This window comes from Roseospira visakhapatnamensis (genome assembly GCF_014197915.1).
Classification (GTDB): domain Bacteria; phylum Pseudomonadota; class Alphaproteobacteria; order Rhodospirillales; family Rhodospirillaceae; genus Rhodospira; species Rhodospira visakhapatnamensis.
In genome coordinates this window covers 1-12,903 of the sequence record NZ_JACIGK010000025.1, presented here as the reverse complement: position 1 = coordinate 12,903, position 12,903 = coordinate 1, and the positions used below count along the sequence as shown (strand labels likewise).

The 12,903-nt window shown below is 61.2% G+C and carries 11 protein-coding genes and 1 pseudogene; 3 read left to right on the top strand and 9 right to left on the bottom strand.

What is annotated here, in order from left to right; all coding sequences use genetic code 11:
• Positions 1-82: 82 nt before the first annotated feature.
• From hyi to GGD89_RS14665, 5 genes are all read right to left on the bottom strand, one after another.
• Positions 83-850: a hydroxypyruvate isomerase gene (gene hyi, locus GGD89_RS14685; RefSeq protein ID WP_184046616.1), complete on the bottom strand. Its 768-nt coding sequence runs from the start codon at positions 848-850 to the stop codon at positions 83-85.
• A gap of 130 nt (positions 851-980) precedes the next feature.
• Positions 981-3,005 (bottom strand): transketolase, encoded by a 2,025-nt coding sequence (gene tkt / locus GGD89_RS14680; RefSeq protein ID WP_184046614.1) that lies wholly within the window; start codon positions 3,003-3,005, stop codon positions 981-983.
• A gap of 92 nt (positions 3,006-3,097) precedes the next feature.
• Positions 3,098-4,381, bottom strand: a complete 1,284-nt coding sequence (locus GGD89_RS14675) for a TRAP transporter large permease (protein ID WP_184046612.1) — start codon at positions 4,379-4,381, stop codon at positions 3,098-3,100.
• Positions 4,382-4,383: 2 nt separating this feature from the next.
• Positions 4,384-4,905: a TRAP transporter small permease gene (locus tag GGD89_RS14670; protein ID WP_184046610.1), complete on the bottom strand. Its 522-nt coding sequence runs from the start codon at positions 4,903-4,905 to the stop codon at positions 4,384-4,386.
• Positions 4,906-5,007: 102 nt separating this feature from the next.
• On the bottom strand, positions 5,008-6,021 hold the full coding sequence (locus GGD89_RS14665; RefSeq protein WP_184046608.1) for a TRAP transporter substrate-binding protein: 1,014 nt from the start codon (positions 6,019-6,021) through the stop codon (positions 5,008-5,010).
• A 654-nt stretch (positions 6,022-6,675) separates the two neighbouring features.
• Between GGD89_RS14665 and GGD89_RS14660 the strand changes: the two genes are divergently transcribed.
• Positions 6,676-7,443: a GntR family transcriptional regulator gene (locus GGD89_RS14660; protein WP_246423138.1), complete on the top strand. Its 768-nt coding sequence runs from the start codon at positions 6,676-6,678 to the stop codon at positions 7,441-7,443.
• A gap of 381 nt (positions 7,444-7,824) precedes the next feature.
• Here the strand turns inward: GGD89_RS14660 and GGD89_RS14655 are convergent, their stop codons facing one another.
• Positions 7,825-8,874: an IS5 family transposase gene (locus tag GGD89_RS14655; RefSeq protein ID WP_184046604.1), complete on the bottom strand. Its 1,050-nt coding sequence runs from the start codon at positions 8,872-8,874 to the stop codon at positions 7,825-7,827.
• Positions 8,875-8,995: 121 nt separating this feature from the next.
• Positions 8,996-9,658, bottom strand: coding sequence for a hypothetical protein (locus GGD89_RS14650; protein ID WP_184046602.1), 663 nt, complete (start codon positions 9,656-9,658; stop codon positions 8,996-8,998).
• Positions 9,659-10,227: 569 nt separating this feature from the next.
• Between GGD89_RS14650 and GGD89_RS14645 the strand changes: the two are divergent.
• Positions 10,228-10,587 (top strand): annotated as a pseudogene (locus tag GGD89_RS14645) (transposase); the annotation flags it as partial.
• Between the two features lie 49 nt (positions 10,588-10,636).
• Here GGD89_RS14645 and GGD89_RS14640 read toward each other — a convergent pair.
• Together GGD89_RS14640 and GGD89_RS14635 are read right to left on the bottom strand one after the other, a co-directional pair.
• Positions 10,637-11,068, bottom strand: coding sequence for an acyl-CoA dehydrogenase family protein (locus tag GGD89_RS14640; protein ID WP_184046600.1), 432 nt, complete (start codon positions 11,066-11,068; stop codon positions 10,637-10,639).
• The gene (locus tag GGD89_RS14635) at positions 11,065-11,970 is read right to left on the bottom strand and encodes an EamA family transporter (RefSeq protein WP_184046598.1); all 906 of its coding nucleotides are present in this window, start codon (positions 11,968-11,970) and stop codon (positions 11,065-11,067) included. The genes GGD89_RS14640 and GGD89_RS14635 overlap by 4 nt, the downstream gene beginning before the upstream one ends.
• Before the next feature lie 132 nt (positions 11,971-12,102).
• Here GGD89_RS14635 and GGD89_RS14630 point away from each other — a divergent pair.
• On the top strand, positions 12,103-12,903 hold an 801-nt coding region (locus GGD89_RS14630; RefSeq protein ID WP_184046596.1), incomplete at its 3' end, for a LysR substrate-binding domain-containing protein.

Below are 12,903 nucleotides of genomic sequence, written 5' to 3'. Positions count from 1 at the left end.
TCCTGGCGCCGGGGGGACCGGCGCGCCGCATGTCGTTCGTTTGGTTTGGTGGCGATCGGTGACGTCCTGAAGCTCGACGCCGTCAGGCGGCGAAGCGCTGCATCCAGCCCAGTCCCTCGGCGGGCACGTACTCGCAGCCGATCCAGCCGTCGTAGCCGAGCGTGTCGATGTAGGGCAGCAGGAAGTCGTAGTTGATTTCGCCCGTTCCCGGCTCGTGCCGACCCGGATTGTCCGCCAACTGGATGTGGCCGATGCGGCCGATGTTGGCCTTGAGCGTGCCGGCCAACTCCCCTTCCATGCGTTGCATGTGATAGATGTCGTACTGGTAGAAAACGTTGTCCGACCCGACCTCGTCCAGAACGCCCAAGGTCTGTGTCGTGTTCGACAGGAAGAAGCCGGGAATGTCGGCGGTGTTGATGGCCTCGACGACCAGCATGACGCCGGCCTTTTTCAGCTCTGTGGCGGCAAACCGCAGATTGGCGACCAGGGTCTCCCTTGCCGTCGTCCGGTCCATGTCCGGGGGCAGCTTGCCGGCGAGGCAGTTGACCTTGGGACACCCCAGGGCCTTGGCGTACGTGATCGCCTTGCCGACGCCGTCCTGGAACTCGCCGACGCGGTCCGGCAGACACGCGATGCCGCGCTCCCCCGCGCTCCAATCGCCCGCCGGAAGGTTGTGCAGGGCCTGCCGGAGCCCGTGTGTCTTCAGGCAGTCGGCGATCTGCCCGGCCTCGAAATCATAGGGAAACAGGAACTCAACCCCCTTGAACCCCGCCTCGGCGGCGGCGCCAAAGCGGTCCAGAAACGGCCGCTCCGTGAACAGCATCGAAAGGTTCGCGGCAAACTTCGGCATATCTCGGCTCCCTGAATACGATCCGTGCGTGAGACTGGTCCTCGACCTCCGTGTCCGGCCCGGCGCCGGCAAGGCGCTCGCGGGGGCGGAGGGTTCACCCGCACCCGCCCTTCGGGGTTCAGACCGTCGGTCAGGCCCTCGTTTGGGCCAGCTTGTCCTCGATGACGGTGGCGACGGCCTCCGGCGTGAGTCCGAAGTGGTCCATCAATTCGTCGGGCATGCCCGCCGCGCCGAAGCCGCGAAGCCCGATGATCACACCGTCGGGTCCGACGTACTTTTCCCAGCCGGCGGTGGTCGCGGCCTCGATGGACACCCGCAGGGTATCGGGGGCCAGGATGGATCGGCGGAACGCCTCGTCCTGTTGATCGAAGATCTCCAGGCAGGGCATGGACACCACCCGCGTCGGCACGCCGTTCTCTTCCAGGATCGCGCGCGCGCCGAGCGCGACCGCGACCTCCGATCCGGTGGCCAGGAGGGTGACCCTTGCCGCGCCCGACGACGCGGGCGCGAACTCATAGGCTCCGCGCCGGCAGAGATTGTCCGTGGTGAAGCCCTCGCGCACCGGGGGCACGGCCTCGCGCGTCAGGATCAGGGCGACGGGCCGGTCCTGGGTTTCCAGCGCGAGTTCCCAGCACTCGGCAACCTCGATGGCGTCGGCCGGACGCAGGAAGAGCAGGTTGGGCGTGGCCCGCAGGGTGATGAAGTGTTCGACCGGTTGATGGGTTGGGCCGTCCGGTCCCTGCGTGATCGTGTCGTGCGTCAGGATGTAGAGGACCTTCTGTTCCATCAGGGCCGACAGGCGGATCGCGGGCCGGCAATAGTCCGAGAAGCACAGGAAGGTCGCGCAGAACGGCAGGAACCCCTTGTGAAGGGCGATACCGTTGGTGACGGCCGCCATGGCATGTTCACGAATGCCGAAATGGATGTAGCGACCGGCGAAATTGTCGCGCGAAACGGGTGTGATGCCGTCCGGCCGGCTGAGGTTGCTGGGGGTGAGATCCGCCGATCCGCCGATGAGATTGGGAATCGCGGGGATCAGGGCGCTCATCACCGTCTTGGAGGACTGGCGCGTTGGCTCGGTGGGTCGGGCCTCGCTGAAGCGGCGCTTGCACGCCTTGATCGCGTCGCGCCAGCCCTCCGGCAGGTCATCCGACTGCCAGGCCTGGAACGCGGCGCGCGTCGTGTCGTCCGCCCGCGCCAGGCGTTGCCTCCACCGCGTGTGGTCCGCCCCGCCACGACGGCCGCTCTCGCGCCAGTCGGCCAGGATGTCGACGGGCACCTCGAACGGCGCATCGGGCCACTCGTACGCCAACCGGGCGGCGGCGGCCTCCTCCATGCTCGGTGGCTGTCCGTGGGCGGCGCTGGTCCCGGCCTTGTTGGGCAAGCCCAGGCCAATGGTGGTGCGGCAGGCCACGATGCTGGGACGGTCGGCGCGCTTCGCCGCGTCGATGGCGTCGGATAGGGCCTGGGGGTCATGCCCGTCGACCGCCTGCCAGTGCCATCCGCACGCCTCGAACCGGGCCTGCTGGTTTTCGGAGGTGGCCAGACTGGTCGGGCCGTCGATGGAAATCCCGTTGTCGTCGAACAGAACGATCAGACGATCCAGGCCCAGATGACCCGCCAGCGCGGCGGCTTCGTAGGAGATGCCTTCCATCAGGCAGCCATCGCCGACCAGCGCGTACGTGTGATGATCGACGAGGTCGGCGCCGAAGCGGCTGCGCAACATCCGTTCACTGAGGGCCATGCCCACGGCCATGGCCAGTCCCTGGCCGAGGGGACCCGTGGTCGCCTCGACGCCGATCGCAAGGTCGAGTTCAGGATGGCCGGCGGCCTTGCTGCCCAGCCGGCGGAAGCTCTTGATGTCGTCGAGCGTCATCGCCTCGTAGCCGCACAGATAGCCGAGCGCGTACAGGAGCATCGATCCATGCCCGGCCGACAGCACGAAGCGGTCACGATCGGCCCAGTCGGGATGCACGGGATCGAACTTCAAATGCTGGGTGAACAGGACCGTGGCCACATCCGCCGCGCCGAGAGGCAGGCCGGGATGCCCGGTCTGGATCTTGTTGATGGCATCGACCGACAGGGCGCGGATCGCATTCGCCATGCGGCGCAGGCGCGGGCCGCTCAGGGAACCGAAAGAGGATGGGGTGTCCATTCTAACCTCGTCTTTAGGAACCTAAGGTACGAATTTGTGTGAGCAGTGGGCGTGCCGGGATCACCGCCTCATCGCCGGCCCAGACGGAGACCTCAGCGGAACAGGTTCGGCAGGAACAGCGTGAGCGACGGCATGTACGTGATGATGATCAGGGCGAAGACCAGCGCGGAGAAGAAGGGCAGCAAGCGGCTCAGGAACTGGCCGATGCTGATCTTGGCGATCGAGCAGGTCATGAACATCAGGACGCCGAGCGGGGGCGTCAGCTGCCCCAGCACGAGGTTGAAGATCATGATCAACCCGAAGTGCGTCAGGTCGATTTGCAGCGTCTCAAGCAACGGCATCAGGATCGGGATCAGGATGATGATCACCGAGATCGTTTCCATGAAGGTGCCGATCAACAACAGGAAGACATTGAGGATCAGCAGCACCACGATGGGGTCGGTCGAGATACCGGTGATGAAATGAAGCATCGCTTGCGGGGCCTCGGCGATGCCCATGACCCACGCGAAGGGCGCCGATGTCCCGACGATGAGGAGAATGGCGGACGAATCCCTGACGGTGATCTTGAGAACTTCGGGAATGCGGGTCCACTTCAGCGTTCGGTAAATGAAAAGACCGACGAACATGGCATAGGCAGCGGCGGCGGCGGCGACTTCCGTCGCCGTCAGGACGCCCAGCCGGAACCCGACGAGGATAAGAACAGGCATCGCCAGCGCCCATGTGGACCGCCGGAACGCCTCCGTCAGGCGCTGCCGGGAAAAGGCCTCGTCCTTGGGATACCTGTGGCGCCAGGCCACAATGCTGACGGTCAGCATCAGGATCATGGTGATGACGATGGCCGGCACGATGCCGCCCAGGAACAGGTCGGCGATGGAGATGTTGGCCTGCCAGCCGTACACGACCATCAGGATCGACGGCGGCACGATCGGCGCCAGGGTGGCGGTCGAGGCGGTGAGCACGACACAAAACGGCTTGTCGTACCCGTTGCGGACCATCTGCGGCACGAAAACGCGCGTGGTCGCCGCGCAGTCGGCCAGCGATGACCCGGAAATGCCCCCCATGAGAAAGCTGGCGATGACATTGACCTGCGCGAGGCCGCCCCGAATGTGCCCGACCAGGGCGCGTGTCAGGGTGAAGAGCCGCTCGCTGATGCCGGACTCGTTCATCAGGGCGCCGGCCATCACGAACAGGGGAATGGCCAGCAGCGGGAACGACTGCACACCGGCCGTGATGCGCTGCGTGGCGATGGACAGCGGAATGTCCTGCGTGACGAAGAAGAAGATCGATGCGCCGGCCAACGCATAGGCGATGGGCACACCAATGACCAGAAGCGCCGCGAGGACGGCGATGATCTGGAGTGTCAGAGCGAAGTCCATGACTAACTCTGCTCCGCCAGGTCGCCCATCTCGGTGACCGACATCAGGGTCCGGCGGAAGCCTTCGGTGATCACCAGTCGGAGAACGTGAAGGACGGCCAGGCATGATGCGACCGGCAGGGCGAGCGCCGCCCAGGCCATCGACAGGCGCAGCATGGGGAACAGGTCGCCCCGGACAGCGATCGCGTAGGTGAACCCGTAGTAGATCAGCATCGCCAGGAGAACGAGGAGGATACCGACCGCAACGGCGCCCGCGACCGCCTGCAGGGGCTGAGGCAGCAGGTGGATGAAGGCGTCCACGCGCAGAAGGGCGTGATCACGAAGACACGCACTGGCACCGAGAAAGATAACCCAGGAAAAGGTGATGGTCACGAGTTCCTCGGTCCAGGTGAACGGCGATTGCAGAACGTAACGAAAGAAAACAGAAGAAACAAGGGTCAGAAAAACAAAAAGAAACAAAACGGAACTCAGGGCCTGTTCTATAGAAACAACCGCGTCGTCGATAACAATAACCATTCTTCGCATGACACGTCACCCCCCGAACAAGAGCGGGTCCGGAGGCCGGCGGCAACGTTCGAAGCGCCGGCCTCCGTCATGATTGAAGTGGATGCTTCGGTTGGTCCAGCCTCACATGGCTTGGTTCAGCCGTTCGATCTCGTCGCGGATGCGCTGGATGTTCTCGGCGCCCCACCGGTCCCGAAGGTTGTCCATCACAATCGCCGTCTTCTTCCGGAACGCGGCGCGGTCGGGGGAGTCGATGACCGTGATGCCGCCGCTGTCGCGCATCTGCTCAAGCATCGACTGTTCCCGCGCCTGCTGAAGCAAGGTGTTCCGCGCCGAAGCCGCATGAGCCTCTTCCATCAGGATGGTCTGGTGGCGCGGCTCCAGGGACTCGAACTTTTTCTTGTTAATCAGGATGGTGTTGTTCTGGAGCATATGGCGGGTCAGCACGAGGTTACCCTGAACCTCGTAGAATCGGCGCGTGAAGATCGTCGGGATCGGGTTTTCCTGGCCGTCAACGGTCTTCTGCTGGAGCGCCGTGTAGACGTCGCTGAAGGGAACCGGCGTCGGCGCCGCGCCCATGGCATTCACCATCTCGACCCAGACCGGGGACTCGGGAACGCGGATCTTGAGGCCGACCATATCCTCGGGCTGTTCGACGGCCACCGACAGCGTGGTCAGGTTGCGCCAGCCCCAATACCAGGTCTTGGTCAGCGGAATGAGATTGTGCTGATCGGCGAGTTCATCCCAGATCGGCTGCATCGCCTTGCCTTCGATGACGGCGCGCGCCTGATGCCAGTCATCCCACAGGAACGGTGTGCTGGGTATTTCCAGGGACGGCAGAACGACGCTGGCAGCCGGCAGTGACGGGGCGGTGATGTCGACGGCGCCAAGCTTGGCTTGTTGGACGAGTTCCGTTTCCTTGCCCAATTGTTCTCCCGGATAGACGTTGATGACAACCTCTCCATCCGTTCTGTCCTTTACGCGCTCGGCAAACTCCTCGAACAGATCGGCGGCGATCTCGCCGGATCCATTCACGTGGCCGAAGCGCAGCGTGGTTTCTCCGAACGCGGGGCCATAGGCAGTCAACGTCAAGGCCGCTGCGACCAATGCAGTCGGCGCAAAAGCACCAAGTGTCATCAACCGTCCTCCCAAAGAGCCGACATCGCGGGCCGGCTATACAGCAGATGCGCCCCACGACGGCGCTTCGAGCATCGACGCCCTCCGTGGCGATCTGAATGTAAGGTACGATAACAGAATTGCTAAGGTTTTGCAACTGCTTCCCGACCCGCCGTCAAGAAGTGGGCCGGGCATCACCATTTATCAGTGCGCGATATGGTAAAATCCTCAAATGAATGCATACCTTCGGGGCAAGTAATATCCAGAAAACCATAGCTTGGAGCAGGTATAATGAGTGCTTTCTAAAATCTATGATCAATCAGAAGATGACCCGATCTCGCGAGCCATCATGCCGACTCACTGTTGTTGTGTAACAGCGGTCCTCAATCATGACCATGGGATGCCCCGATTGACCGGCGGGACAGTGCCGGTTGTCCCCCTCATGTCGTTTGGGCGCCCCCTGGTGGCACCGGGTGGCGTCCGTCTCGGGCCCTGTCGTGGTGGGACCCAGGACGGCTGGTCTCGCCCCTCATCCACCGCCGATCGTGGTTGCTCCTCCACGCTCCCGACTCGAGACCCGTGGCGGGCCTTGAGGAGGCGCAACGGCCCGGTTCTCGGGCCCGATGATCAGACATTCGGTTGAACGGTGGTGTGTTGGGCGTATGTTAGCGACGGATGGCCTCGCGCTCCGAAGCCTTCCACGGTGTCGGATCACGGTCTTGGATATGGCGTCATGAAAAGCGGGAGAAAATTTCGGTGCGCTCTCTGAAATTGACGAGGCCCAACACCCTGGTTCACGCGGTGACGGAACGGCTTCGCGTGGCCATCGTCAATGCTGAACTGAAGCTTGGGGAAGCCCTGTCGGAGGAGAAACTGGCCGCATCCTTCGAGGTCAGTCGCACGCCGGTGCGCGAAGCCCTCAGTCTGCTTCAGTTGCAGGGTCTTATTGAAATCGCGCCGCAGCGTGGCAGCTTCGTGTTCCGGCCGACGCCCGATGACATTGAACGTCTGTGTGATTTCCGGATCGCCATGGAACTCGCCGCGGCGCCACTGTGCGCGCGCCGCGCCCATGTCTCGACCGCGGCGGACCTGACCCTCTGCCTGGAGAAAATGGAAGCCGCGTTCGCCGAGCGCGACGGCCTCGCCTACGTCACGCTGGACAACGATCTACACCAGGTCTTCTTCGATCATTGCGGGAACAAGTATTTCCAGGACGCCTATAGCCTGATGTCCGGACGAGTCGCCGCGCTTCGTAACAATCTTTCAAAGAACCATCCGGCCGATCAGACACTTTCGTTGGGAGAGCACCGGGATATCGTCCACTGCTTTTCAGAGCGTCACATGGACCGACTGGGAGACATCCTGAAGGTCCACATCGGACGCACACGCCAGAATTTTCTCAATGCGCTGGATTGCGGAGCGTTCGACGCGCCCCAGTCATGACCCCATTGTAAACAGGGGAATCGCATTTGAGAAATCGGGGTAGCGGTCGAGCGTGAAATAGATTCTGTAGGGGACTCCCTTGCATCAGGCGGGAGGCACCATGTCGTGGTTCCTTGAAGCGTTTGGCGACGTCCCTGATCTGGCCCCGGTTTCCGTGGACACCCATTTGTCCGAGGGAGACCACCAGAGATGACAGCCGCCATGAAAAACATGGATATTTCTGATGGGCACCTCGAATAACCGGCTGTTTGGCCGGGTTGGCGACCTCGGCGGAAGCCTGAACACCGTGAGGAGCGAATTTCACGCCTTCGTGAGCGCCATGTTCTTTAACCGTTTCTCATTTTGCCCTCCGTTCGGACACACGTCTCCCCTGGCCAGCGATCAGGCAGGGGCAGGGGCGCCGGGCATGCCGGTCAGCTGAGCTGCCCGCTTCATGTTGTAGACGAGGTTCTTCAACCCGATCCGGGCCTTGGCCCGGGCCAGACCGATGCTGCGCACCAGGGTGCCACCCATGTCGTTGGTCTGCGCGCCGAAGACGTGTTCGACCCGGGCGCGGACCTTTGAGCGGGTCCGGTTGCCCGTCTTCTCATGCTCGCCCAGGGGCCGGTTGCGATGAGCCTTGCGGTGGATGCGGCTCCTCAGGCCCCGGTCCGCCAGCTTTTCTTCCGTCTCCGCCGAACGGCAGGCGCTGTCGGCCCAGACATCCGAGGCGATGTTGGTGGCGTCAAGCACCGCCTCCATCACCTGGCTGTCGTGCACGGCCGCGTCCGTGACCTCGTAGCGCCGGATCAGCTTGTGCCGGCGATCCACGCAGACATGGTTCTTGTAGCCGAAATGGCTCCTGCCGTGCTTCTTGGTCCAGCGGGCGTCGATATCTTTCTGCCGCCGCTTGGCCGGCTTGTCGTCCCAGCCCTTCGGCGTCCCGCCGGCCTTGAGGGCGGCGTTCTCCTCGCGGCTGTTGCGCTGCTTCGGCACCGGCACGATGGAGGCATCGATCATCTGGCCGCCCATCGCCAGAAAGCCCTGGTCGCGCGGATAGCCGTCGAACCGCGCGAACAGATCCTCGACCGCCCCGGCCCGGACAAGCTGCTCCCGGTACAGCCACACCGTGGTCGCGTCGGGCACCCGGTCCTCCAGGCCCAGGCCCAGGAAGCGCATGAACGACAGCCGGTCGCGCACCTGGTATTCCACCTGCTCGTCGGACAGGTTGTAGAGCGCGCAAAGCACGATCATTTTGAACATGACGATCGCGTCCCAGGGCGTGCGCCCGCCCTTCGTGCGCCGCTCAGCCGAGGACCCGCGCCAGATGGCCTCCAGCCGGGGCCGAAAGTCCTCCCACGGAACCACCTCCGCCAGCTTCACCAGCGGGTCGGCCTTCGCATCCAGGCCGGCGTACCGGTTCGTGACGTCAAAGAACCCCATCTGACCCATCGGATCGCCCCTTGTGGCCTAAACCTATCCGGATTCTATCAAAACGGGATTCGACCCCAAGCGTTTTTCGAGGTGCCCTCTATACGCCTCGAGACTCAGTGATACCATCTTGTGTTCCTCCTTATTCGACTACGACGCTTCCGTCTTCGTTCTTCCTCAGAGTGATCATGACTCTTTGTCCCGCTGTCAAAATACCTGAAATCATATCTTCCGGCAGATACAAAAAATTGTAACAACACCCCTCTTCTTTTACCATGAAGTAGTCCTGAGGCCGTAACGCCTCGAACAAGTTTTTGAAAAATAGATTAAAATTTTTACCACATCGTTTATTTAGGAACTCAATTCTATTTGCTCTGCCTCTAAAAAAATGCGGAGAAAACCTCCCAACCTCACAATGTTGAACATCCATACAAATGACGCTTATATTCACACTCAAAATAACTCCTAAATCAAAATAAAACGAAACAATCCATGACAATTCTCTTTCATTCGATTTCGTAGCATATGAAGTAATAATTCCGTAACCTGGAATAGGAATATCTAAAATATGCTCAAGTTGTGTACTAATATTTTTGTGAAAACGCACCCATACATGCCGATCGCCAAGCATAAGTTGCCTTTTCATATTATGTATATCGTCGGTAGATGCATTATTGAAATAAAATACCAGATTTTCTTCTTGAAAAATACTCTGTATTTCTGATTCAAGTTCGGATGCCGATGCAATTGTTATGTTTACCAAAACAACAAAAACGATAAATAAGTAATTGAGAAAACGATTCATGGCCATTACAACTCCGAGTCATGGAAATCCAGTCATACTTCGCACCACATAATATTTGGGACAAACACTCAGAGGTGGTTCGTCTCGGATCTACGTATGCACTTTTCCCGGGGGATGCACCTCCTCGATTTCCACGACTTTCCCAGGGTTCAGCGTGCCGTCACCAGCGCCGCCAGAAACAGTTTCGATCTCTTCGTCGCCGATCCTTCCACGTTCGGGTCTGGGCTTGCTCCGTAGTCCATTCCGTCACCGCACGGGACCCCCGCGTCGGCATGGTCGTGTTCCTCGCCTCGTTCCCCCGGCAAGGGGGCGCCGGAAGAAGTGACCCCCGAAACGGTGCGTTTCCATGCATGCTGTTGCCCCTCACTAACCCTCCCCACGTATGGGACTACCAGATTCACACATCTTTATGTCAATGCTAATTTGGGTCATCGAAGTAGAGGGCTGTGTAACCTGAGGTCTGGAAATTTTGTTCGTGGGGGCGCACCTGCGTGCCCATCCGTGGGGCGCGCCCCACGGATGGGCTACCCTCCATTCCGGCTTTCTCAATCGCCAAAAAGAGGAACCGGATGCAGGACACCCAGGGTAAGGTTATCGCCGCGCTGATGGAACAGCTCATCCAGACCGGGCCGGAGGGCATGGCCGAGGCGTTCACCGCGCTCTTCAATCTCGCCATGCGGATGGAGCGCGACCGGCACCTCGGCGCCGGCCGTTACGAGCGCAGCAACGCGCGCCAGGGCTACGCCAACGGCTACAAGCCGAAGAAAGTGGACACGCCCGCCGGCACCGTCACCGTGCAGGTGCCCAAGAGCCGGGGCTGCGACGAGCCGTTCTTCCCGCGGTCCCTGGAGCGGGGGCGACGCTCCTCGCGGGCCATCATGCTGGCGATCGCCGAGATGTACGTCCAAGGCGTCTCCACCCGCGATGCCGCCAAGGTGATGAAGGAATTCGGGCTGGAAAGCCTGTCTTCAACGCAGGTCAGCCGCGCCGCGCCGTGGTCTTCATACCCATCACATGCGAACCAGAGCCGGGCTCGGTCACGCAGATCGAACAGACGTCGTCGCCGCGGGCAAACCGCGGCAGCCAGTGCTGTTTCTGTCCCTCACTTCCATAGAACTGGAGCATGGCGGTGCCCAGAATGGCGGACTGAAGCGCCCCGCCAATCGCGCCGCTGGCATGGGCCGCTTCTTCGATCATCAAGAGTCTGGCCAGATGACCAGCGCCACGGCCTCCGTATTGCTGCGGGATGGCGACGCCATACCACCCCGCACGTGCCATGTGACGATAGATGTCATCCGGGATCGTCTCAGAATCCTCAATTTCGTCCCGCCGGGGTATGATATGCTCGGCCATGACGGAGCGGACCTCTTCAACAAGGTCTTGGTGTACCTGCGTCAGTAGCTCTTTCATGAGGTCTTGTTCCTTCTGTGGAGAGGAAGACGCCAGCGACCCGAACGCGTCGGCCTGTTGACTCTTGATGCACGCATAATGAGCGCCAAGCCAGCCAGCACCAGAATCGCCCCGGCAAGATCCGAAAGATGGATGTCGCTGCCGATCAGCAACCATGACAAGGCAATGCCGAAGATGGGATTGAGGAGGTGGAAGCTGGCCGCCTGCCCCGCCTCAATCCGGCGTAGCAAGGCAAGCCAGATGAGGAAGTCGAGAATCGAAACACCCAGAACTAGGTGAAGAAAACTGATTACGAAAGGGACACTTTCAAAGGCCGAGACGAGGCCGACGAAATCTTGCACGAACGGCGCGAGCATGAGCCCAGCAATGACGTTCTGCACACCATTGAGCGTAACCGCATCGTGATGGGTGGCCGAGCGCCGATACCACAACGTCCCGAACGAGAACGCCAGCGTCGCCACGAGAACGAAGAACATGCCTACATGATCCTCGCCCCCCAGCATCCGCGCGGACAGCACGACGTAGACGCCAAGAAATCCAACGCCCATGCCGATGAAATGCAGGACCGTATGTGGCGCGCCGAGTAGCATCGCCAGCGCCGAGGTGATGAAGGGCGCCAGCGAGACGATCAGAATCGTCGCTTCGGGCGAGATGGTTCGCAGTCCCCAGAACGACAAACCAAGATAGAGAGCGTTGTTCAGGAGGCCGAGAACGAGTCCATCCCGCCATAGCCTTGGGGTTGTGAAAGGCCGAGTCCCGCCACGCACCCAAGACGCGAACACCATCGTGATGCCCGCTATCAGGAATCGCGCGCTGAGCAGGGTCATCGGGTCGGTGTACTGCAATGCCACCTTTCCGACGACGAAGGCTGACGCCCAGAGGAGGCTGAACACCAGTCCCACGAGAACGACGCCTACGGTGAGCGTGTGTGAGTTCGACAACCTATCCTCCTCTCATCGAGCGCGGCTAGGTTGAAATGAGGACAAAAATTTATAAAATGAATATGTTTGCTGTCGGAATGAAAGATTTTGATTATGGAAGGAAGCGACCGTCGCCTCTCCATTGAACAGTGCCGGGTCTTCGTCGCGGTCTGCGACGCACAGAGCTTCAGCCTCGCCGCCGAGACCCTTCTGCGCACCCAGAGTGCCGTGACGCATCAAATCCGGGCGCTCGAGGAAATTCTCGGGGAAAGCCTGTTCCTGCGAAGCCGAGGGCACTTTCGTGGCCTTACCGACGCCGGTAAGGACGTCGAGCCCTATGCGCGCCGTATTCTCGCCCTGGCGAGCGAGCTGTGCGCGGTGAGCGCCAGCCCGTCGTGTTCAGGAACGGTCCGCTTGGGGGTGATGGATGACTTCAGTCTAAGCGGGCTCACCCAGGTCGTCGCACGCTTTGAGAAGAGCCATCCTGGCGCTCGCGTTACGACGACCTCGGATACCTCGTCCCGACTGGAAAATCGCCTGCGCCAGGGTGAACTGGACCTCGTCCTCACCAAGTCCGTGGTTGAACCGAACCAGGCCCCTCCACCCGAGGCGCTCGCGGTCGAGCGCTTGGCCTGGATCGCCCGGCCGGGCTTCGACTGGACGCAAACGGAACTGCCTCTGGTCGCCTTCCATGAGGGCTGCGTTTATCGCCGACTGATGCTGTCCCGTCTGCAGCAGACAGGAACGCCGTGGCGTATCGCCTATACAGGGCAGAGCTATGCCAACGTGCGTGAGGCGATTTCGGCCGGTTTGGGGCTTTCTGTCCTGCCCATCGATCAAATGTCCGAGGAGCACCGCATCTGTAACGGCGACGTGACGACCTTTGACCTGCCCCCCCTCGGCTTCAGTGTCCTC

What these genes read in the sequence shown, in the direction of transcription:
- GGD89_RS14675 (WP_184046612.1), bottom strand. Translation starts at nt 4,381, where the DNA reads ATGGACTTCGCTCTGACACTCCAGATCATCGCCGTCCTCGCGGCGCTT.
- GGD89_RS14655 (WP_184046604.1), bottom strand. Translation starts at nt 8,874, where the DNA reads ATGGGTCAGATGGGGTTCTTTGACGTCACGAACCGGTACGCCGGCCTG.
- GGD89_RS14665 (WP_184046608.1), bottom strand. Translation starts at nt 6,021, where the DNA reads ATGACACTTGGTGCTTTTGCGCCGACTGCATTGGTCGCAGCGGCCTTG.
- GGD89_RS14650 (WP_184046602.1), bottom strand. Translation starts at nt 9,658, where the DNA reads ATGAATCGTTTTCTCAATTACTTATTTATCGTTTTTGTTGTTTTGGTA.
- GGD89_RS14640 (WP_184046600.1), bottom strand. Translation starts at nt 11,068, where the DNA reads ATGAAAGAGCTACTGACGCAGGTACACCAAGACCTTGTTGAAGAGGTC.
- tkt (WP_184046614.1), bottom strand. Translation starts at nt 3,005, where the DNA reads ATGGACACCCCATCCTCTTTCGGTTCCCTGAGCGGCCCGCGCCTGCGC.
- GGD89_RS14670 (WP_184046610.1), bottom strand. Translation starts at nt 4,905, where the DNA reads ATGCGAAGAATGGTTATTGTTATCGACGACGCGGTTGTTTCTATAGAA.
- hyi (WP_184046616.1), bottom strand. Translation starts at nt 850, where the DNA reads ATGCCGAAGTTTGCCGCGAACCTTTCGATGCTGTTCACGGAGCGGCCG.
- GGD89_RS14660 (WP_246423138.1), top strand. Translation starts at nt 6,676, where the DNA reads ATGGCCTCGCGCTCCGAAGCCTTCCACGGTGTCGGATCACGGTCTTGG.